The 21,180-nt window shown below is 45.1% G+C and carries 21 protein-coding genes; 9 read left to right on the top strand and 12 right to left on the bottom strand.

Annotated features, from left to right (window positions below):
• Positions 1-127 precede the first annotated feature (127 nt).
• A complete protein-coding gene (locus OCV12_RS23205; protein ID WP_261886312.1) occupies positions 128-877 on the bottom strand; it encodes an HpcH/HpaI aldolase family protein in 750 nt (249 codons plus the stop codon).
• Between the two features lie 341 nt (positions 878-1,218).
• Here OCV12_RS23205 and hisD point away from each other — a divergent pair, with 341 nt between their 5' ends.
• From hisD to OCV12_RS23185, 4 genes are read left to right on the top strand one after another with little or no spacing between them, the layout of a single operon-like run.
• Positions 1,219-2,511 (top strand): histidinol dehydrogenase, encoded by a 1,293-nt coding sequence (gene hisD / locus OCV12_RS23200; protein WP_017631601.1) that lies wholly within the window; start codon positions 1,219-1,221, stop codon positions 2,509-2,511.
• Position 2,512: 1 nt separating this feature from the next.
• Entirely contained in the window at positions 2,513-3,244 is a 732-nt protein-coding gene (locus OCV12_RS23195) for an SDR family NAD(P)-dependent oxidoreductase (protein WP_176679828.1), read from the top strand.
• Between the two features lie 17 nt (positions 3,245-3,261).
• Positions 3,262-4,266 (top strand): cupin domain-containing protein, encoded by a 1,005-nt coding sequence (locus tag OCV12_RS23190; RefSeq protein ID WP_176679827.1) that lies wholly within the window; start codon positions 3,262-3,264, stop codon positions 4,264-4,266.
• 2 nt (positions 4,267-4,268) lie between these two features.
• Positions 4,269-4,982: an alpha/beta fold hydrolase gene (locus OCV12_RS23185; protein ID WP_390904578.1), complete on the top strand. Its 714-nt coding sequence runs from the start codon at positions 4,269-4,271 to the stop codon at positions 4,980-4,982.
• 165 nt (positions 4,983-5,147) lie between these two features.
• Here the strand turns inward: OCV12_RS23185 and OCV12_RS23180 are convergent, their stop codons facing one another.
• Positions 5,148-6,035: a LysR family transcriptional regulator gene (locus tag OCV12_RS23180; RefSeq protein WP_261886310.1), complete on the bottom strand. Its 888-nt coding sequence runs from the start codon at positions 6,033-6,035 to the stop codon at positions 5,148-5,150.
• A gap of 106 nt (positions 6,036-6,141) precedes the next feature.
• Here OCV12_RS23180 and OCV12_RS23175 point away from each other — a divergent pair, with 106 nt between their 5' ends.
• Complete coding sequence (locus OCV12_RS23175; protein WP_261886309.1) at positions 6,142-7,104, top strand: nitrilase family protein; 963 nt, start codon at positions 6,142-6,144, stop codon at positions 7,102-7,104.
• Positions 7,105-7,274: 170 nt separating this feature from the next.
• On the opposite strand, the gene OCV12_RS23170 is transcribed toward OCV12_RS23175, so the two are convergent.
• The 10 genes from OCV12_RS23170 to OCV12_RS23125 all read right to left on the bottom strand — a co-directional run bounded on the left by OCV12_RS23170 (position 7,275) and on the right by OCV12_RS23125 (position 15,872).
• On the bottom strand, positions 7,275-7,718 hold the full coding sequence (locus OCV12_RS23170) for a F0F1 ATP synthase subunit epsilon (RefSeq protein ID WP_102290737.1): 444 nt from the start codon (positions 7,716-7,718) through the stop codon (positions 7,275-7,277).
• Positions 7,719-7,732: 14 nt separating this feature from the next.
• A complete protein-coding gene (gene atpD / locus OCV12_RS23165) occupies positions 7,733-9,118 on the bottom strand; it encodes a F0F1 ATP synthase subunit beta (protein WP_176679823.1) in 1,386 nt (461 codons plus the stop codon).
• 43 nt (positions 9,119-9,161) lie between these two features.
• Positions 9,162-10,031 (bottom strand): F0F1 ATP synthase subunit gamma, encoded by an 870-nt coding sequence (gene atpG / locus OCV12_RS23160; protein ID WP_017632738.1) that lies wholly within the window; start codon positions 10,029-10,031, stop codon positions 9,162-9,164.
• Positions 10,032-10,078: 47 nt separating this feature from the next.
• Positions 10,079-11,620, bottom strand: a complete 1,542-nt coding sequence (gene atpA / locus OCV12_RS23155) for a F0F1 ATP synthase subunit alpha (RefSeq protein ID WP_019820617.1) — start codon at positions 11,618-11,620, stop codon at positions 10,079-10,081.
• A gap of 9 nt (positions 11,621-11,629) precedes the next feature.
• Positions 11,630-12,178, bottom strand: a complete 549-nt coding sequence (locus OCV12_RS23150; RefSeq protein WP_261886308.1) for a F0F1 ATP synthase subunit delta — start codon at positions 12,176-12,178, stop codon at positions 11,630-11,632.
• Between the two features lie 11 nt (positions 12,179-12,189).
• On the bottom strand, positions 12,190-12,660 hold the full coding sequence (locus OCV12_RS23145; protein ID WP_017632741.1) for a F0F1 ATP synthase subunit B: 471 nt from the start codon (positions 12,658-12,660) through the stop codon (positions 12,190-12,192).
• 55 nt (positions 12,661-12,715) lie between these two features.
• Positions 12,716-12,952 carry a F0F1 ATP synthase subunit C gene (gene atpE, locus OCV12_RS23140; RefSeq protein ID WP_004730405.1) on the bottom strand — a complete coding sequence of 79 codons (237 nt, stop codon included), beginning with the start codon at positions 12,950-12,952 and terminating at the stop codon, positions 12,716-12,718.
• Positions 12,953-12,998: 46 nt separating this feature from the next.
• Positions 12,999-13,769 carry a F0F1 ATP synthase subunit A gene (gene atpB / locus OCV12_RS23135; RefSeq protein WP_017632742.1) on the bottom strand — a complete coding sequence of 257 codons (771 nt, stop codon included), beginning with the start codon at positions 13,767-13,769 and terminating at the stop codon, positions 12,999-13,001.
• A gap of 1 nt (position 13,770) precedes the next feature.
• Positions 13,771-14,172, bottom strand: coding sequence for a hypothetical protein (locus tag OCV12_RS23130; protein WP_017632743.1), 402 nt, complete (start codon positions 14,170-14,172; stop codon positions 13,771-13,773).
• An 812-nt stretch (positions 14,173-14,984) separates the two neighbouring features.
• The gene (locus OCV12_RS23125) at positions 14,985-15,872 is read right to left on the bottom strand and encodes a LysR family transcriptional regulator (protein WP_261886307.1); all 888 of its coding nucleotides are present in this window, start codon (positions 15,870-15,872) and stop codon (positions 14,985-14,987) included.
• Positions 15,873-16,029: 157 nt separating this feature from the next.
• Between OCV12_RS23125 and OCV12_RS23120 the strand changes: the two genes are divergently transcribed.
• The 4 genes from OCV12_RS23120 (at position 16,030) to OCV12_RS23105 (ending at position 21,134) form a co-directional block, all read left to right on the top strand.
• Complete coding sequence (locus OCV12_RS23120; protein WP_004741170.1) at positions 16,030-16,428, top strand: RidA family protein; 399 nt, start codon at positions 16,030-16,032, stop codon at positions 16,426-16,428.
• A gap of 199 nt (positions 16,429-16,627) precedes the next feature.
• Complete coding sequence (locus OCV12_RS23115) at positions 16,628-18,088, top strand: aldehyde dehydrogenase family protein (protein WP_061017242.1); 1,461 nt, start codon at positions 16,628-16,630, stop codon at positions 18,086-18,088.
• Positions 18,089-18,298: 210 nt separating this feature from the next.
• Positions 18,299-19,294: a membrane dipeptidase gene (locus OCV12_RS23110; protein WP_176679821.1), complete on the top strand. Its 996-nt coding sequence runs from the start codon at positions 18,299-18,301 to the stop codon at positions 19,292-19,294.
• Between the two features lie 232 nt (positions 19,295-19,526).
• On the top strand, positions 19,527-21,134 hold the full coding sequence (locus tag OCV12_RS23105; protein ID WP_261886306.1) for a BCCT family transporter: 1,608 nt from the start codon (positions 19,527-19,529) through the stop codon (positions 21,132-21,134).
• The last annotated feature ends 46 nt before the right edge of the window (positions 21,135-21,180 follow it).

Below are 21,180 nucleotides of genomic sequence, written 5' to 3'. Positions count from 1 at the left end.
TTCGCTTTTATGGTGAATCTCCTTATATCGCGATAAATCCAAGCGCTACCTTGATTAGGTCAACAGACTCTAATGAGCAAGGTTTGATAATTACAATACGTGTAACATTTGAAATCACAAAGAAAAATTATGATTTCATGACGGCTTGCTCATTTCGAAAGCCATCAATGATCATTTTGTGTTCAGAACCGACGCAAAAAAAGTTAACGCCGAGCTCTTTCCAGTGACGAGCCGCTTGAGCATTTGCGACAAACATTCCCACAGGCTTGTTAACCTGTTGAGCTGCTTTGATTATTTTTATGCTCGCTTCTCGCACGCATTCATCATTCACACTTTCAGCACCGTAAGACACAGCTAAGTCTACTTGGCCAATGAACAGGGCATCAACGCCTTCCACTTTTGCAATTGATTCAGCATTTACCACACCTTCTGGATCTTCAATTTGCGCAATCACTACCGTGTTGTTCTGGCTGTCTTTCAAGTGACTTGCCATTGGTTTAGTTGCGTATTTTGCTGCGCGGCTTGAGCCTGCATAGCCTCGGCCACCTTCACCATAATGGGACATCTTCACCAGTTTTTCTGCTTGCTCGGCGCTGCATACGTGAGGGATCTGGATTCCTGTCGCACCGCAATCTAACGCATTCAAAATGGTCGATGGCTGGCTATCTTGAACTCGAACTACGCAAGGGAGTTGATTTGCGCGCGCAGCCAGAATACAGCTATCCAGTGTCGATCTATCAAAAGGGGCGTGTTCCGCGTCTAGCACAATGAAAGGGAGTTCTGCCAACGCAAGCACTTCAATGATGTGTGGGTGAGGGGTTTTAACAAAAGTCCCAAGTAGCTCGGTGTTGTTCAGTGTGTACTTAAAGTTATCCATTACTTTTTTTTCTCCATTACTTTTCGTTCGCTTTTGCAAAGGTATGCAAAACTTAACATGTGTTGTTGTAAAAAAAGAGTAAAAACAATGTGATCAATGCAACATAAATTGATTGTATTTTAATTCATCAGGTATCGTATCTGGCCGTTTTGAAATGATTTTTATCTTTAAAACAATAATTTGCATTTAATTTTTCAAGTCGAGAAATGAATTTGCCAAGTGTTAAAAAAATGTTTATGTTTGTTTTGCATTCGTATCCAAAAGTATACAAAACAAAAAATAAACTCTGTTAAAACTACACACAAGCAAACACTAGGCATACGCCACAAGGAGAATTAAGCATGGCTCGCATTCTAAAACACGGCATCACTGAAGAAGCATCAGCATCAAACAACGCGCAAGTACGTCAAACGGTTGAGAACATTCTTTCTGACATCGAAAAGAAAGGTGACAGTGCAGTACGTGAGCTTTCAGAAAAATTTGATAACTGGTCTCCGGAGCAGTTTCGCTTAACAGATGACCAAATTCAGGCATGTGTGGACGCATTGGACGAATCTACTAAGCACGACATTGAATTTGCACAAACACAAGTTCGCAACTTCGCTCAGATCCAACGTGACTCAATGCATGACGTAGAAGTAGAAACCATGCCAGGTGTTGTTCTAGGTCACAAAAACGTGCCAGTAAACAGTGTTGGTTGTTACATCCCAGGTGGTAAGTACCCATTGGTTGCATCAGCGCACATGAGTGTTCTTACTGCAAAAGTGGCAGGCGTGAAGCGTGTTATTGCTTGTGCTCCTCCTTTTAACGGTCAACCAAATGTGGCAATTGTAGCGGCAATGGCGATGGCGGGTGCGGATGAGATTTATTGTTTTGGTGGCGTACAAGCGGTGGGTGCAATGGCGCTTGGTACAGAAACGATTGCTCCAGTAGATATGATCGTTGGCCCGGGTAACGCATTTGTTGCAGAGGCAAAACGTCAGCTGTTTGGTCGTGTTGGTATCGATTTGTTTGCTGGCCCAACAGAGACGCTTGTGATTGCAGACGAAGAGGGATGTGATCCTGAATTAGCCGCAGCGGACTTACTTGGTCAAGCTGAGCACGGTTACAACTCTCCTGCGGTACTGCTAACCAATAGCGAAACTTTTGCTAAAGAGACAGTAAAAGAAATTGAGCGTCAGCTAACGATTCTTCCTACTGCTGAAGTAGCTGGTAAAGCTTGGGAAAACTACGGCCAGGTTATTGTTTGTGATAGCTACGAAGAGATGGTTGAAGTAGCAGATGACATTGCTTCTGAACACGTCCAAGTAATGACAAAAGATCCTAAGTACTTCCTAGATAACATGACTAACTACGGCGCATTGTTCTTAGGTCGTGAGACGAACGTTTCTTACGGCGATAAATGTATCGGTACTAACCATACACTGCCAACAAACAAAGCAGCACGCTACACCGGTGGTCTGTGGGTTGGTAAATTCATTAAAACATGTACTTACCAGCGCGTAACTGAAGCGGCTTCGCTAAAAGTCGGTGAGTACTGTTCACGTCTATGTGCACTAGAAGGTTTCGCTGGCCACAAAGAGCAAGCAGACATTCGTGTTCGTCGCTACAAAGAAAAATCGGTAGAGGCATAACATGACAAAACTCGCCTTAGTTACAGGCGGCAGTGGCGGCATCGGTGCCGCCATATGTCACAAATTAGCGCAATCTGGCTATCGCGTTGTGTTTACCTACAACAGTAATGAGGTTGCAGCTCAACAGATCTTGGACAGCTTACAAGGTTCAGGTCATGCCATGTATCAACTTAATGTTGAAGACAGCTCTGCGATTGGCGCTTTGGCTGAACAAGTTAAAGAATCGTCGGATTCAGTAGACTTGCTAGTCAACTGTGCTGGTATGACAAAGTTTGTCGCGCACAGTGATTTAGAGTCCTTAAGCGACGATCTGATAGACAAGATCTTCCGCGTCAATGTTCGCGCTCCATTTGCGATGGTTCGCGCGTTTGAGCCTTTACTTCGTAGCGCTAAAGGTTGCGTCGTAAACATTACCTCGATTGCAGCGCAAACCGCAATGGGTAGCAACGTGGCGTACTGTGCGAGTAAGTCGGCGGTTGAAAACATGACGCGCTCATTAGGCCGTGCTTTATCTCCAGATATCCGAGTGCTCGCTGTAGCACCTGGCTTAGTGGATACCGAATTTGTCAAAGGGTTAGATGATGAATGGCGTAACGCACAAGAGCAGTCGACTCCGCTTAAACGATTAGCGAGTGACGAAGAGGTTGCCAACGCCGTTTATGCAGCCGCTGATCTACTAACATTTTCAACCGGAACTACCATCGCCGTCGATGGTGGAAGACCGCTAGGTTAGGTAAGAAGGAATTTAGAATGACCCTACAAAATAAAATAAATAACAATCTCGTTCGTTACATGGAGCTTATCCCCGGAACGAGTGCTTTCATTGATGCACGTACGCCAGGAAGCGATCTAAAAGACAACTTCTGCATCATTGGTGCTGGTGTCGCTGAAAGCAGCCGCCAACATGTTCATATCCGTGAAACTGCTGGTTTTAACATTGGTGCAGCTGGTCAGCCTCCAGGGATCAAGAACTCTCTGCACTCTCACCATACTGCTGAGCTATTCGTCGTCTTCAAAGGTCAGTTTAGATTCTATTGGGGTAACGAAGGTGAACACGAAGCAGTGTTGTCGCACGGCGATGTTATCTCGATTCCTACTAACCTGTTCCGAGGTTTTGAGGTTGTAGGGCGTGATTACGGCTTTATGTACTCCGTGTTAGGTGGTGATAACTCTGGCGGTGGCGTGGTTTGGCACCCTAGCGTGATTACAGACAGCCAAGGCTATGGTTTATACCTAAAAGCAGACGGCACATTGGTTGATACGATTGACGGCGATGCAGTGCCAAATCAATCTGATCTGATGCCACTGTTATCGGAAGAAGAGCTGAGCAAGTTCGATACGTATACGGCTGAGCAGATGATGCCTTTCGTCGCATTGAAAAAGGATTACCGAGAAATCTCAGGTGATTTTGACAAGCCTGGCGTTAAACAGTTTGCATTAACGGGTCACCCATCTGCGAGCTACGACTTCCAAGTTAAAAGCGTTGATGACGTGAGTATCATGGCGTACGAGTTAACGGAAGGTGCGAGCATCCCTGTTCATCAACGTGACGAAAAGCAGGTGTTGATTAACTTCGAAGGCGATACATTATTAAACATCGTTCAAGACGGCGAGCAAGCGCAAGTCGTCCTGACCACTGGCGACGTATTTAGTGTACCCGCAGGCGCATCGTACAGCCTTGAGAACCTAAGAGGCACCAGCTTCACTTACGTGGTATTGGGTTCTGACCAACCACAAACACTGCAGGACAATTAATGATGAAACCAGAAGTACCACTGCTATGGTTACCTGGTTTGTTATGTGATGAAGCGTTGTTTCAAGACGTCAATAAAGAGCTGCCCGATTGGGTGGCTCCTTTTACTTGTGACTTGGGAGCCGACACATCCATGCAAGCCTTGGCGAGTAAAGTGCTAGATAACGCCCCGGAAAGTTTCGTGCTTGGCGGCTTATCTATGGGCGGCATTCTCGCGTTTGAAGTCTTTCGACAAGCGCCACAACGTGTGAAAGGCTTGATCTTAATGGACACCAATTCTGCAGATGAAAAGCCAGAAGTGTCAGAGAAGAGAAACGCCTTGGTTGATAAAGCAAAAGCAGGGGAGTTTGAGTCAATAACGCCTGACATTCTAATGCCAGTGCTTATCCATCTGAACCAGCTAGCGAATCAAGAGCTGACTCAAAGAATCACACAAATGGCGAACAATATTGGCGTTGAACGGTTTGAAGCTCACGCTCAGGCATTGGCGACTCGTCCTGACGCGAGACCGCTGCTGGCCGATATTCAGGTTCCTACTTTGCTCATTACTGGCAAAGATGATCTGTTATGTCCAATCGATAATCACCTGTTAATGGCAAAACACATCAAGCAGGTATCGCTTCATGTTATTCCTGATTGCGGACACTTATCGACAATGGAGCAGCCTAAGATCGTTGCGCAGCATATTCGTAATTGGTTTGAGACCAGTCAGCTGTAATTTTTAATAGTGATCTGCCTAAGTCGCTTTTCATGTCGAGTATGCAATATAAAGTGCAGTGCGCTTTATATTGCCCTTGTCACCATGTATGCCACCGCACTTAAACACTTAAACACTTAAACACTTAAACACTTAAACACTTAAACACTTAAAGCCATCGCTGACTTACAAGCTGCTTCCTACCTGCTGAACCACAAATTCGACGAACCTATCCCTGAGTGGATTTTCACTCTCTCCATTCCATATCAATCCGATAGGCCAAGTGGTGTGCTTGCCTTCTAATGGAATGAACTCAACCTTGGTGTTGCTAATGTACTGCGCGCTGCTCGGTACTATGGTGAAGCCGATATTGGCTGATACTAACGCCAGCAGGGTAAGAATGTCGTCGGCTTCTTGTGTCTTGGATAGGTCGATATTATTGGCGAGACAATATTGTTGGATCTGCTTGTCCAGTCCGGGGCCGCGGTGTTGAGCGAGCTTTAGATAAGGCCACTTAGGTAATTCAGAGATAACCTGATCTTTGTTTGGCGCTTGCTTGAGAAGATCTTTGTGAATGGCTATCACAAGGGAATCATTGAACAGCGTTAGGCTATTTAGAACTGACGAAGTGGGTATTCGATTGAAGCTGATATCGAGTTCGTGGCTCAATAGCTCATCCGTCTGCTGCTTGGAGGGCGTGTCATTCAAGGTGATGTGAACGTCTGGGTACTGTTGTTTATAAGCGGCAACCAGCTTAGGTGCTTCATGGTATGTAGACACACCAAAACCAATGTTCAAATGTCCCTGAGTTCCATTCACTACAGAGCCTGAAAGTTGCTCAAACGCTTGCATTGAATGAACTAAGCGTTGGGCTTCAGGTAGTAAGGTTTTGCCTGCATACGTCAGCTCTGCGCCGTTCCTGCCACGAGAAAACAGACTTGCTCCTATATTGGATTCTAATCGCTGAATCTTTTTGGTGAGCGCCGATTGAGTGATGTAAAGCTGCTCTGATGCCAAGCGATAATTGCCCGATTTAGCTAACTGACAAAACGCCTTCAGTAAATCAAATTCCATTCCAAATGCTCATTGAATTGAGAATATCTTTCATTATATGGAATTGAATCGATTTTTTATACTGAGTTCATACCAAATCAGATAAAGCGGAATTTGAGGACAAATAATGAAAAGAGACATCAAAGTAGCGTCGGTTCAGTTTAACCATCATGCAGGCGACAAGGCGTATAACTTGTCGGTGATTGAGCAATACGTTCAACAAGCTGCGGAGAGCGATGTGGAGATCATCAGCTTCCCAGAAATGTGCATTACAGGTTATTGGCATGTGTCTGCACTGTCGCGATGCGAGATAGAAGCACTCGCGGAACCTGTACCAAGCGGCGAGTCGACTCAAAAGCTCGTTTCGCTAGCGACACAATTTGGCATGAGCGTTGGCGCAGGTTTGATAGAGAAGGGCTGCGATGGCGAGCTATACAACACCTATGTATTTGCCATGCCCAATGGTGAAGTACAGAAACATCGAAAGCTGCACACTTTCGTTAGCCCATACATGAGCAGTGGCGACCAATACACGGTGTTCGATACACCTCATGGTTGCAAAGTCGGTATTTTGATTTGTTGGGATAACAACTTAGTTGAGAATGTACGAATCACCGCGTTGAAAGGCGCCGATATTCTGATTGCACCGCATCAGACGGGCGGTTGCCAATCACGTAGCCCAAATGCCATGAAACGAATCGACCCAGAGTTATGGTTTAACCGAGATGAAAACCCGGAAGCGATTCGCGCTGAAATGCAGGGTAAGAATGGCCGTGAATGGCTAATGCGTTGGTTACCGGCAAGAGCGCACGACAACGGTATGTTTGTGGTGTTTAGTAATGGCGTTGGTGTGGATATGGATGAAGTTAGAACAGGCAATGCGATGATCCTAAGCCCTTATGGAGAAATTATTACAGAGACAGACAGCGTTGATAACGACATGGTAATTGCAGAGCTAAAAGCCGAAGAGTTGGAGATGTGTACCGGAAGGCGCTGGATTCGAGGTCGTAAGCCGGAGCTATATCATTCGCTCACACAACCGCTAGGTCATGAATTGGGCCCACACCAAGCACGTTTTGCAGAGAAGTAATGCTGTAAGCGCTGGCGAAAAAGGGTGTATTGGAACGGTTAAAAGGGCGGGGAAGTTGAAAGAGAAGTAAGGGTTATTGATGTAGTCTACCCACTTAAACGGTTTTTAAGTGGGTAGACTATTTACACATCAAACACTAAGCATCTAGTAGCAGCATCTAAGCTCTATTCTCAGTGACGAGTGCGAGAAGACGTTAATTCTGATGCACGAAGCTGAGCGACGGCTTTTGCCAGTTCCAGTTGAGCTTGTGCAAAATTGATGTCGACATTGCCCTTGTTGATGTTCTCTAGGGCAGCGTATTTCGCTTCTTCTGCACGAGCGCGGTCAATGTCCTTACCATGCAAGGCCGTATCGGCTAACACGGTGACCACATCCGGTTGCACTTCGACCATACCACCAGAGATGTAAAGCACTTGCTCCTCGGCTTTAAGGTCGGTAACGAACACGGACACACCCGGTTTTATCTTACTCAGAAGAGGGGAGTGACCTGGGCGAATCCCCAGTTCACCGTCTGCACCGGAGATAGCTAGGGCATGTGCCGGCCCTGAAAACAGTGTACCTTCCGCACTTACGATATTAAGTTGAAATGTATTGTCTGTAACTCCAATAGCCATGATGCACCTACCTTTTAGAGTGATTTCGCTTTGTTAAGCACTTCGTCGATAGAGCCACAGTACAAGAATGCTTGCTCTGGGATGTCGTCATATTCGCCATTTAGCAGGCCTTTAAAGCCTCGTAGCGTTTCGCTTAGCGGTACAAACACACCTTTCTGACCAGTAAATACTTCTGCTACGTGGTAAGGCTGAGTTAAGAAACGTTCAATCTTACGAGCACGAGATACGATCTGTTTATCTTCGGTTGAAAGCTCATCCATACCAAGAATCGCGATGATGTCTTTAAGCTCTTTGTAACGTTGCAGCGTGGTTTGAACCGTTTGTGCAATGTCGTAGTGCTCTTGACCAACCACGAGAGGATCCAGTTGACGAGAGGTCGAATCCAGCGGGTCAATCGCAGGGTACAGACCCAATGCAGCGATGTTACGAGACAGTACAACTGTTGCATCTAAGTGAGCAAAGGTTGTTGCTGGCGATGGATCCGTCAAGTCATCCGCAGGTACGTATACCGCTTGGATAGACGTGATAGAACCTTGTCTGGTTGATGTAATACGTTCTTGTAGAACACCCATCTCTTCGGCAAGTGTTGGTTGGTAACCTACTGCTGATGGCATACGACCTAACAGTGCAGATACCTCTGTTCCCGCAAGCGTGTAACGGTAGATGTTATCAATGAACAACAGTACGTCACGACCTTCATCACGGAAACGTTCAGCCATAGTAAGACCAGTCAGCGCAACACGAAGACGGTTTCCTGGTGGCTCGTTCATTTGGCCGTAAACCATGGCAACTTTGTCTAGTACGCCAGCTTCTTTCATCTCGTAGTAGAAATCGTTACCTTCACGAGTTCGTTCACCAACACCGGTAAATACAGAAAGACCTGAGTGGGCTTTAGCGATGTTGTTGATAAGCTCCATCATGTTGACGGTTTTACCTACACCCGCACCACCGAACAGACCGATTTTACCACCCTTAGCGAACGGACAAATAAGGTCGATAACCTTAACACCGGTCTCTAGAAGCTCTGTGCTGTTGGCTTGCTCTTCATAAGAGGGCGCTTCACGGTGAATTTCGTAGCTCTCTTTCTGGCCGATTTCACCACACTCATCGATAGGTTGCCCAAGCACGTTCATGATACGGCCTAGAGTCTCTTCACCCACAGGGACGGTGATCGGAGAACCTGTATTTTCAACGGTTAGACCGCGGCGCAAGCCATCAGATGTACCCATTGCAATACAACGAACGATGTTGCCGCCAAGTTGTTGCTGAACTTCCAATACTAGCGAGCTTGCTTCGTCGCTGGTGACTTTCAATGCATCATAAACGCGAGGGCTGTTGCCGCCGCTGAATTCGACGTCAACTACCGCGCCGATTACTTTAACTATTTTTCCAACACTCATCTCTAAATCCTCAAATTCTGTTCTGACCCACTCTCTGCTGCCTTTAGACAGCTTGAGCGCCTGAGACTATTTCACTCAGTTCTTGGGTAATGGCAGCCTGTCTCGCTTTGTTGTACACCAACTGCAAATCATCAATGAGTTGGCCTGCGTTATCGGTCGCCGCTTTCATGGCTACCATTCGGGCTGCTTGCTCACAGGCAATGCTCTCTACGATGCCTTGGTACACTTGCGATTCAATGTATCGATGTAACAGCTCAGAGAGGATATCTCTTGGCGCTTGTTCATAGATGTAATCCCAACGACGTGCTTTTCTTGCTTCACCATCAGCCTCTGTATCAGAAGGGTGGGGTAGCAACTGCAAAGCCGTGGGTGCTTGAACCATGGTGTTCACGAACTGGTTGTAAACGAGAAATAAACTGTCGATCTTTTCTTCGTCGTAATGCTCCAGCATCGCATTTACTGTGCCTAAGATGTCTTCCAATTTAGGCGCGTCACCAAGGCCTGACGTTTGCGCGATAACATTGCCGCTGCGTTGGAAAAATGAGATAGCTTTCGAACCGATTAGAGTGGTTTCTACCTCAACCCCCTTGGCCTGCCATTGCTCCATTTCTTCCAACACTTTCTTGAACAGGTTTGAGTTCAAGCCACCACATAAGCCTCTGTCAGACGAAATAATGATGTAAGCAACGCGTTTTGGTTCACGCTGTTGAAGATAGGGGTGCTGGTATTCCAGTGACCCCGATGCGACGTGAGAGATAACTTTGCGCATGTTCTCGGCATAGGGACGCGTTAACGTCATGTTGTCCTGAACCTTACGCATCTTACTTGCCGCAACCATCTCCATTGCACTGGTGATTTTCTGAGTGTTACTAACACTGCCTATCTTGGTGCGAATTTCTTTAGTATTTGCCATTATCTGCTCCTAATTTGTTTTGATTTCCAGCCAACAAACCGGAGCGTTTACCAAGCTTTCAACGCTACAAAGTCACCAAGCAGTTTTGCAAGTGCACTGTCGATCTCATCGTTGTAGTCACCGTTCGCATTGATGGTGTCGAACAACTCTGGGTTCTGAGCTTGTGCATAAGCAATTAACTCTTCTTCGAAACGCGCTACTTTGTGTAACTCTACGTCAGCCAAATAGCCTTTTTCTGCTGCGTAGATAACCGTTGCTTGCTCAGCGACAGACATCGGAGAGTATTGTTTTTGCTTCATCAGTTCAGTTACACGCTCACCATGGTCAAGCTGTTTACGAGTCATCTCATCTAGGTCAGAAGAGAACTGAGCAAACGCGGCTAGCTCACGGTATTGAGCCAGTGAAGTACGGATACCACCCGACAATTTCTTGATGATCTTGCACTGCGCAGCACCACCCACACGAGATACCGAGATACCTGGGTCAACAGCAGGACGTAAGCCTGAGTTGAATAGTTGGGTTTGAAGGAAAACCTGACCATCGGTGATTGAGATTACGTTGGTTGGTACAAACGCAGACACGTCACCCGCTTGGGTTTCAATGATAGGCAGCGCGGTTAATGAGCCTGTTTGGCCTTTCACTTCACCGTTAGTGAACTTCTCTACATACTCTGCGTTCACTCGTGCTGCACGTTCTAGAAGGCGTGAGTGAAGGTAAAATACGTCGCCAGGGAAGGCTTCACGACCCGGTGGGCGTTTCAATAGCAATGAGATTTGACGGTAAGCAACCGCTTGTTTTGATAGGTCATCGTAAATGATCAGTGCGTCTTCGCCGCGGTCACGGAAATATTCACCCATGGTGCAACCCGCATAAGGGGCTAGGTATTGAAGCGCTGCTGATTCTGATGCTGACGCCACAACAACGATGGTATTTTTAAGTGCATCGTGGTCTTCGAGTTTACGAACCACGTTAGCGATGGTTGACGCTTTTTGGCCAATCGCAACATAAACACATTTAATGCCAGAGTCTTTTTGGTTGATGATGGCATCGATAGCGAGCGCTGTTTTACCTGTCTGACGGTCACCGATGATAAGTTCACGTTGACCACGACCGATTGGCACCATGGTGTCTACCGCTTTGTAGCCGGTTTGAATTGGCTGATCGACTGACTTACGTTCGATTACACCCGGTGCAATCACTTCTACTGGGTCAAGTCGGTCACAGCTTACTGGGCCTTTACCATCGATGGGTTCGCCTAGTGTGTTCACTACGCGACCAAGTAGGCCGTTACCTACCGGTACTTCCAAGATACGACCCGTACCTTTTACTTTCATACCTTCAGATAGATCAGTGTAGGGGCCCATAACAACGGCGCCGACTGAGTGGGTATCTAGGTTAAGTGCGAGTGCGTACTTGGCGCCCGGTAGCTCAATCATCTCACCTTGCATCACATCCGCTAGGCCATTAATGGTGATGATACCGTCACGAACCGATACGATCGTGCCTTCATTGCGAGCTTCGGTGCTCACATTAAACTTCGCGATGCGATTTTTGATTAGATCGCTGATTTCATTAGAATTTAATTGCATAATTGTTACCTATCTCGCGTGAAGCTGATTAGCTAATCGGTTAATTGATGTATTTAGAGAACCATCGATAACGGTTTCACCCGCTTTGATAACAATCCCACCAACCAGCGTGTCATCAATAACCTGTTCCATTTCAACTTGACGCTCTAATTTCTTCTCAAGTGCAGCCGTTAGGGAGATAACCTGATCTTGTGTAAGCAATTCTGAACTGGTGACAGTGACAGGAATTACACGTTCATGTTCGTCCTTTAGATCGCTGAACAAGTTAAACAGGTCTCTTATCACTGCAAGACGGCCATTCTCAGCCAAGACTCGAACGAGATTAATGACGTGGTCATCAACGAGCCCTTGGCAAATATGAATGAAGAGATTGGCCAGTTCTTCAGAGTCAGTGCGAGAGCCTTCTGCTGAAGAGATCTGCTTAGCGATTGTTTCTTCTTCCGCTACCGTCACAAGAATCAACAGCATTGAGTGCCACTCTTGCAACTTGTTTTCACCTAAAGCAAAGTCGAACGATGCTTTAGCGTAGGGATGAGCAATATTGGTGTAATCTGACATATTGCCTCCGTTTAGAGTTCGCTAATCAATTGATCAACTAACGCTCGGTTCGTTTCAGAATCTAGGTTTTTGCTAATCAGTTTTTGTGCACTTTGAATAACAGCGTCTGCCATGTCCGCCTGAAGCTCACGGCGTAACTTTTGACGTTCGCCTTCGAGTTCAGCTCTACCTTGTTCTAAGATGCGTGCCTTCTCTTGCTCGGCTTCTTCGTGAGCTAAGCTGATGATTTCGTTGCGGCGCTTTTTGCCTTGTTCAATCAGTTCAGTCACGTTTCTTTTTGCATCTTCGACGAGTTGTGCGCCATTCGATTTCGCTAGTTCTAGCTCTTTCGCAGCATTCTCTGAGTGGCGTAAACCATCAGCGATCTCTTTTTGGCGCTCGTCTAACATTGCGGTGAGAGGGGGCCATACATATTTCATGCACAGCCAAACAAAAATCACGAATGATATTGCTTGTCCAAACATGCTTGCATTTAAGTTCATACCTTCCTCGCTAAATCTTGATTATTTACAAATCGATCTTTTCAAAGCTATTTAATTAAGCCACGGCAAAGATGATGTATAGACCGATACCAACACCGATCATCGGTACAGCATCCACAAGGCCCATCATGATGAAGAATTGAGTACGAAGCATTGGAGTAAGATCCGGTTGACGAGCAACACCTTCAAGGTATTTACCTGCTAAGTTACCAATACCAGATGCCGCACCCGCTGCACCTAAACCGATCAGTAATGCACCTGCTACATATAAAACTGCGCTTACGATATCCATTTGTATCTCCGATAAATAATTTGTTAGTTAATTTTTTAGTTATTAATTAATGGTGTTCTTCTGTTGCCATTGCTAAATAAACAACGGTCAGTACCATAAATATAAATGCTTGTAAGAATACGATTAATATGTGGAATAAAGCCCATGGAACACTCAGTGCCCATTGCATCCACCATGGCATTAATGCAATAAGGATGAATATCATCTCACCTGCATACATATTTCCGAATAATCGTAAGCCTAGTGATATTGGTTTTGAAATTAATGTAATTAATTCAAGAACAAAGTTAACAGGATATAAAAGAGGGTTATCAAATGGCTGTGTAGTAAGCTCTTTGATAAAGCCTTTCAAACCTTTATTTTTTAACGTATAGGTTAACAGTAAAATAAACACACCGAGTGCCATCGACATTGGGATATTTACATCCGCTGTCGGTAAGTCTCTAAAGTGTTCAAGGCCGATTACTCGAGTTAACCCTGGTATTAAATCAATAGGTAATAAATCAACCGCGTTCATTAACAACACCCAAACAAAAGTGGTTAATGCCAGTGGCCCTATTAATTTATCTTCCGCTTGAAAAATCTCTTTGACTAGGTTGTTAACAAAATCAAAGATGAGTTCGATAAAACATTGAAAACGACCTGGAACACCGCTAGTGCCTTTGGTCACGACATATCGAAACGCCCCAATGAACAGTAAACCTGTAATCCAAGATACCAGCATCGAGTCAATGTTGAACGCCCAGAAACCATCACCTGTAGTTAAGAAGGTTAAGTGATGCTCTATGTATTCGTGAGCGGTAGTTACTTGATCCATACTACGCGTACTCCGATCTATTAGAGGCAGTAATAAATGGTGTTAAGAAGTACCCAATCATTGTGAAAATGTACGCGTATAATATTACTGGGTTATCCAATTTGAAGAACTGGAATGCCAATATAAACATTAAGAACGTATAAGTTATTTTCACGACACGACTCATTTGCATTAAGTCACGTAAACTATAATTAGGATTCTTACGCACCTTTAGGCTTGCATATATAAATCCAAACAGCGGAGGTAACATCGCAATTCCGATGCCCAAAGCTGAAGATTCCATATCTACTTTATTACCAAAAAACACTTCATATAAAACTACACCGATGGCTAATACTATTTGGCAGAGAACAACTCTTTTAGCGGCAACAAGGATGTCGCTACTTATCCCATTAAGCCTCATAATAAAACCTTATGTTAAACAGTGTAAGTTAATATAAAACACAGTTTAAATTTAACTTGTTACTACATTTCACTTGTTAATAACACTTGATTTGCTTTTAAGAAAAACCCTTACTGGTTTTATATCTCCCTGACGAAATGAAACGGACATAAACTAATTCGTTATCGCTTCGACAAAATATAAATTACGCCTAAAATTATGTGATCAAAACGACAAATATCGACATCAATAATTCCATTTTTGAAAGATGTGTTTTTCATTTATGAAAGTAATAATTCAATAACTTTATTCATGAAAATTTTAGATGCTTTATTTTCAGTAAAAATAGATGTCTTTTATAAAAACTAAAGGAGTTAATTTGGCAAGTTGCGATCTTATCAATTAAGACTATTCAAACACTTAGCTTCATTTCTAAGTTAATTGTTTAACGCTATCCGACAAGGGGAGAAAGGCACTTTTAGCCAGCGATACAGGCACTCGTTTGTTGAGTGATTTATCTATACGGCGTTCTCTATCTGGAAGTGATTATTTTTAAAAATAGTTTGTCACGATGTCATTTTTGACGTCTTTCAGGCATTACGGAGCGAATAAATCGGCGCTTAAGATGAATATTATGGGAGTAATTCAGCCCTAAACATGGATGTAAAGAGCTGAAGGGCTTGGAAAAATCTGAAGCTTAGGGCAAAAAGCTCTGAATATAAGGTCAAATTATTGGGATTAGAGGTGGAATTTCTTGATGTGCTCTTCTGTTAACGGTTCTGTTAGCGACTCTATCTCGGCTTTATAAGAGAGAGAACACAGTTACATTCCCTCTATAACTCTTCTTCATAACTTAGGTACTGAATACACAAGTCGTGGAAGGCTTGAGCTTGTGGCGAAATCGTCCGATCAGACAATCTAAAAATACCGATCTGGCGCTGTAACGGCGGGTCAATCAACGGAATCCACACCAAGCGAGTCTCATTGGTAGGGAAGGCCAGTTTAGGTAACGTGGTTACGCCTATCCCAAGTTCTAATACAGAAAACAACGAAGTGATGTTCTCCACTGAATAGAGCGCTTGTTCGCTGAGCATTCGTGCGGGGGTTGGGTCAAGTAGGGTACACGTCCCGTTGCGAATGAAGGGTTGTTTTAACAAAGTTTGCCATTCGATTCCCTCTAACTGAGAGGCGATAGGGTTGTCTCTGAGGCAGACCACACCAATAGGATCGGACAGTAGTGGTGTGAAATCGATGCTCTCTTCTTCTAAATGGGAGCTATTTCCGAGGGCAACATCCACTTCTCCAGAGAGCAATCTTGCTTCCACACCAGCCGCATTATCATCAATCAAACTCACTTCTACATTCGGGTACTGCTCACAAAAAGCCCCTAAAACACTAGGGATTAATTTTGCGGCTACCGATGGCACGCTCGCTATTCGAACTCTTCCTTGTTGTCCTGCCGCGGCTGCACGTAGGTCATTGTCTAACGCTTTGTAAACATTAAGAAACTGAATGATTTTTGGAAGGCATATTTCTCCAAAAGGTGTCAGCGTGGATTTGTTGCCTGTTTCAAACAGTGGTTGGCCGAGTATTTTTTCCAACTCTTTTATCGATGTAGAAAGTGCCGCTTGCGAGCGATTTGCTCGGTGAGATGCTGCTCGAAATCCGCCTTCTTCGACCACTAAAACAAAATGTTTTAACTGTTGTAGCTTAATACTCATGGCACTGATCCTTCTCTAGCCCTTGCTATACCTTACTTTTTGAAAGGTGATAGATTTTATTTATCAAATGCACAAAATTTACCGTTAGATTTATCAGTCGTCAAGGTGCAGTATTTAACCATCTTGAAACATAGTTGTTACAAAGTTGGATGGAATCGTGAACGCACAAACTAAAAAACACCCAGTAAAAACCGCTCTTTTTGCTTCAAAAGCACCACTAGAGTGGGCAATCGTAAATAACGGCACTCTATACACCGCGCAGATTCCAATTGATGAAACGGGCGCAGTAGTAGAAGGCGGTATCGAAGCGCAAACGCGTCAGACTTTTAACAACCTTGTTCATACGTTGGAGTGTGCAGGCGAATCGATGGATTCTGTGCTGCAAGTTCTGATTTACGTGACAGACCGTGAATACCTAAAAACGGTAAACAGCGTATACGGAGAATACTTCAATGCACCTTATCCAAACCGTGCAGCGGTCGTTGTTGCAGGGTTAGCAAGAGAAGAGATGCTGGTCGAGTTCGTGGTTTATGCATCGGCGTCTCAACCTGAATAATTCGACTGTGAACTAAGGCTCTTTGCGGATCAAAACTCTTTTGAATTAAAGCGGTTTATTGATACAAGCGATCGGGTTCACTTTAGATACAAAATGTACGACTTATTTTAGCAATTAATTACCTGAATATTAACAGTTTATTAATTAACCAGATGGTTGCCAGACTCAACCGCAACCTAACCGTTACAAGGACAGAATGATGACTCAATTACAGAATGTTCAAGCAGAAAACGCACTTTACATTGGCGGCGAATGGCAAGCGGGTGTAAGCACCGTTGCGAACATTAACCCATCAGATATTTCTGAAAACATCGGTAACTTCGCACAAGCAAGTGCTGAACAAGTTCAACAAGCGATTTCAGCGGCGAAGCACGCTCAACCAGAGTGGGAAAAAACGCCAATTGAACGCAAGCAAGCTGTACTTCAAGCGATTGGTGACGAGTTGATTGCACGTTGTGATGAACTAGGCACGCTTCTTTCTCGTGAAGAAGGTAAGCCTTTTGCTGAAGGCCGTGGTGAGATTTACCGTGCTGGTCAGTTCTTCCAATACTTCGCGGCTGAAGTGCTTCGTCAAATTGGTGACAACGCGGATTCAGTACGCCCAGGCGTTTCTGTAGAAGTGACTCGTGAAGCGGTAGGCGTTATCGGCATCATCTCTCCTTGGAACTTCCCAACAGCAACAGCTGCTTGGAAAATCGCTCCAGCACTGGCTTTCGGTAACAGCGTTATCTGGAAACCAGCAAACCTAACACCAGCAAGTGCGGTTGCGCTTACAGAGATCATCCACCGCCAAGGTATCCCTGCAGGTACGTTTAACCTTGTACTAGGTAGCGGTTCAACGGTAGGTGATGCACTGATCAACTCCAAAGAAGTGAACGGTGTGAGCTTTACCGGTTCTGTTGATACGGGTCGTAAAGTAGCGGCTGCTACAGCGCCAAACTTCGTTCGTTGCCAACTAGAAATGGGCAGCAAGAACGCACTTGTTATTGCAGACGATGCTGATATCCAAACTGCGGTTGATGCAACGATTGCAGGTTCCTTCTCAGGTGCTGGTCAAAAATGTACAGCGTCTTCTCGACTTGTGGTTATGGATAGCATTCACGACCAATACGTTGAAGCTCTAATCAAACGTATGAGCGAGTTGAAAGTGGGTCACGCACTGGAAGAGGGCGTGTTCATGGGCCCTGTTGTGGACGGCAACCAACTTGAAGCAAACCTAGGTTGGGTTGAGAAAGCACGTCAAAGCGGCGGTGAGCTAGCATTTGGTGGTGAACGCTTGAGCATGAAACACGAAGGTTTCTACATGTCTCCAACGCTGTTCTTGAACACTAAAAACGATTGGGAAGTGAACCAAGAAGAAGTGTTCGCACCAATGGCAAGCGTGATTCGTGTTGCTGACCTAGAAGAAGCTATTGCGACAACTAATGATACTCGCTTCGGTCTAACGGGCGGCATCATTACTCAAAGCCTACGTACTAGCGCAATGTTCAAGCAACAAGCGCAAACAGGTTGTGTGATGGTGAACCTTCCAACAGCAGGCACGGATTACCACGTACCGTTTGGTGGTCGTAAAGAGTCTAGCTTCGGTCCTCGTGAGCAAGGTCAATACGCGAAAGAGTTCTACACAGTGGTTAAGACGGCTTACCAGCGTCCTTACTAATCCACTTTCTAAATAACAATTGGATAGCTGAAGATATTAACTTCCTAGCTATCCAGCTATCGAATTGGCCTGATTCACAGAGTCAGGCCAACATTCAAACCAAAGCAGCAAACGAACTTAGATAAGTGATTTAACCCATTTTTGAAAACATGTTATTTGAGCGTGTTTTCAAAACCGAGCTAGAACACTGAGCTTTCAATAGGAGTGGTTATGTACCAGCAACGGATTGTTATAGATGGATTGCAATACTGCAATTGGAACAGAGAATATTTCCAAACACTAAAGGCGAGCGGCATTACAGCAGTTCACGCTACCGCGGTTTACCACGAGACAGCTCGTGAAACCTTATCTCGCTTTGCAGAGTGGAACTTAAGATTCGAGCAGAACGCAGACCTTATCATGCCGATTCACTCAATGGCTGATGTTGAGACTGCAAAAGCGACTGGTAAAGTCGGCATTTTCCTTGGTGCTCAAAACTGTTCTCCAATCGACGATGAGATTGGTCTTATCGAAGTAATGCGTAAGCAAGGTCTTTTGATCATGCAACTGACGTACAACAACCAGAGCTTACTAGCGACAGGTTGCTACGAGAAGAACGACACCGGTATTACTCGCTTTGGTAAACAAGCCATCGAAGAGATGAACCGAGTGGGCATGATCATCGACATGTCTCACAGTGCCGAGCGCTCTACACTTGAAGCAATCGACTTGTCTTCTCGTCCTATTTGTATCAGCCATGCGAACCCAACGTTTGCTCATGATGCGCTACGAAACAAATCAAATGATGTGATTAAAGCTCTAACCGCACGCGGCGGCTTAATCGGATTCAGCTTATACCCATTCCACTTACCAAACGGCAGCCAATGTACCTTGGAAGACTTCTGCCAAATGGTTGCGACTACGGCTGACATGGTCGGCGTAGAGCACCTTGGTATTGGTAGTGACCTATGCTTAAACCAACCTCAAGCCGTTCTTGAATGGATGAGAAATGGTCGTTGGTCTAAAGCAATGGACTACGGTGAAGGCTCTGCGAACAACTCAGGTTGGCCAGATGCGTTGCCTTGGTTCTGCGGTAGTGCAGGTATGGAAAACATATATAACGGATTGATGCGTCATGGTTTCAGCGAGTCTGAAGCTGGGCAAGTCTTGGGAGAAAACTGGTTTAACTTTTTGAAAGATGGCCTAGAGCCTCAAAGCCAAAGTTAAGCAGCGATTCTTACTAATAAGCATCTAATGAGCAGTCTTCTAAACACGTTCACTTAGCGAGTACTGCTTCAATCAAATTCACTATTCAAAAGGAACAACGGTCTATTTCGCAACGCGGTAACCCAAACATGGATTAGCCTGCCCAACACAAAAAACAATAGGGCAGGTGTTAAATACACCCTTGTAGTCATCATTCAAATGACAGCTGCAAAGAAACCTCTGGAGTCAGAGTATGTCTGATTTAACCAATAGCGTGAAATCTTCTAGCTTAAATGCGGGTCAAGCACACACAACAATTAATGCAAAAAGCAACACAAACGAGTCTGAGTCTACGTCAGACAAATTAGGGCTATCCAACCCAGCACTTTGGTACAGCGGCGGTTTTATCGCTCTGTTCGTGGCACTTGCTCTATTTGATGGCGAGCTGTTATCAAGCCTAGTAAATACGGGTTTTGCATGGTCTGTAAAAGTATTCGGTCCTTACTGGCAAATGCTTCTTCTTCTGACTTTTCTTATTGGTCTTGGCTTGGCGGCAGGGCGAACAGGCAAGGTTATTCTGGGCGGCATCGCTAAACCTGAAATGGACGGCTTCCGTTGGATGGCGATCATCTTTTGTACGCTACTGGCAGGTGGCGGTGTATTTTGGGCCGCAGCAGAGCCTATTGCTCACTACGTTAGTCCACCACCATTGTACGGCGCACAAGAAAATGCACAGCAAGGCGCGGTGAATGCTTTATCGCAATCCTTCATGCACTGGGGTTTCTTAGCATGGGCGATTGTAGGTAGCTTAACGTCTATCGTGGTTATGCACCTTCACTACGACAAAGGCTTGCCGCTTAAACCTCGTATTCTGCTTTACCCAGTGTTGGGTGAGCGTGCACTGAAAGGTCACACAGGCGCACTGATTGATGCATGTTGTATTGTCGCAGTAGCGGCGGGCACCATTGGTCCTATCGGCTTCTTAGGCTTACAAGTGAGCTACGCACTGAACGCACTGTTTGATATTCCAGATGGGTTCACGACGCAGCTGATCATCATCTTATTCGCTATCGTTCTATACACATTATCGGCATTAAGTGGTCTTAACCGCGGAATGCAAATGCTAAGCCGTTACAACGTAATTTTGGCAATGGCATTGATGGTCTACATCCTTATCTTCGGCCCAACAAACTTCATCTTCAATGGCTACATTCAAGGTGTAGGTAGCATGATTGATAACTTCATCCCAATGGCGACTTACCGTGGTGACGAAGGTTGGTTGAGCTGGTGGACAGTATTCTTCTGGGGTTGGTTCCTAGGTTACGGCCCAATGATGGCAATCTTCATCGCTCGTATCTCACGTGGCCGTAGTATTCGCCAATTGGTATCAACCATTAGTCTTATCGCACCGTTTGTTACTTGCTTCTGGTTCACGATTGTTGGTGGTTCTGGCCTTGCGTTCGAAATCGCAGACCCAGGCAGCGTAAGTAAAGCGTTTGAAGGCTTTAACTTACCAGGCGCGCTACTGGCGGTAACGCAACAGCTGCCGTTGCCAATGCTTATCTCTATTTTGTTCTTGATCTTAACTACGATCTTCATCGTAACGACCGGTGACTCAATGACTTACACCATCAGTGTGGTGATCAGTGGTGAGACAGAGCCAAATGCAATTATTCGTACCTTCTGGGGTGTGATGATGGGGGTAACAGCGTTAATTCTGATTTCCCTAGGTTCTGGCGGTATCTCAGCGCTGCAATCCTTCATTGTTATCACAGCGGTACCGGTGTCCTTAATCTTGTTGCCATCACTTTGGAATGCGCCTCAAATCGCAATCAAGATGGCGAAAGACCAAGGTTTATAAAGAGACAGCACTTTAAAGATATTGATTTAACAAGCAACAAATCAGC

The organism is Vibrio pomeroyi, from assembly GCF_024347595.1.
GTDB lineage: Bacteria > Pseudomonadota > Gammaproteobacteria > Enterobacterales > Vibrionaceae > Vibrio > Vibrio pomeroyi.
The sequence above is the reverse complement of the archived record's forward strand: the minus strand, read 5'-3'. Positions and strand labels throughout refer to the sequence as shown.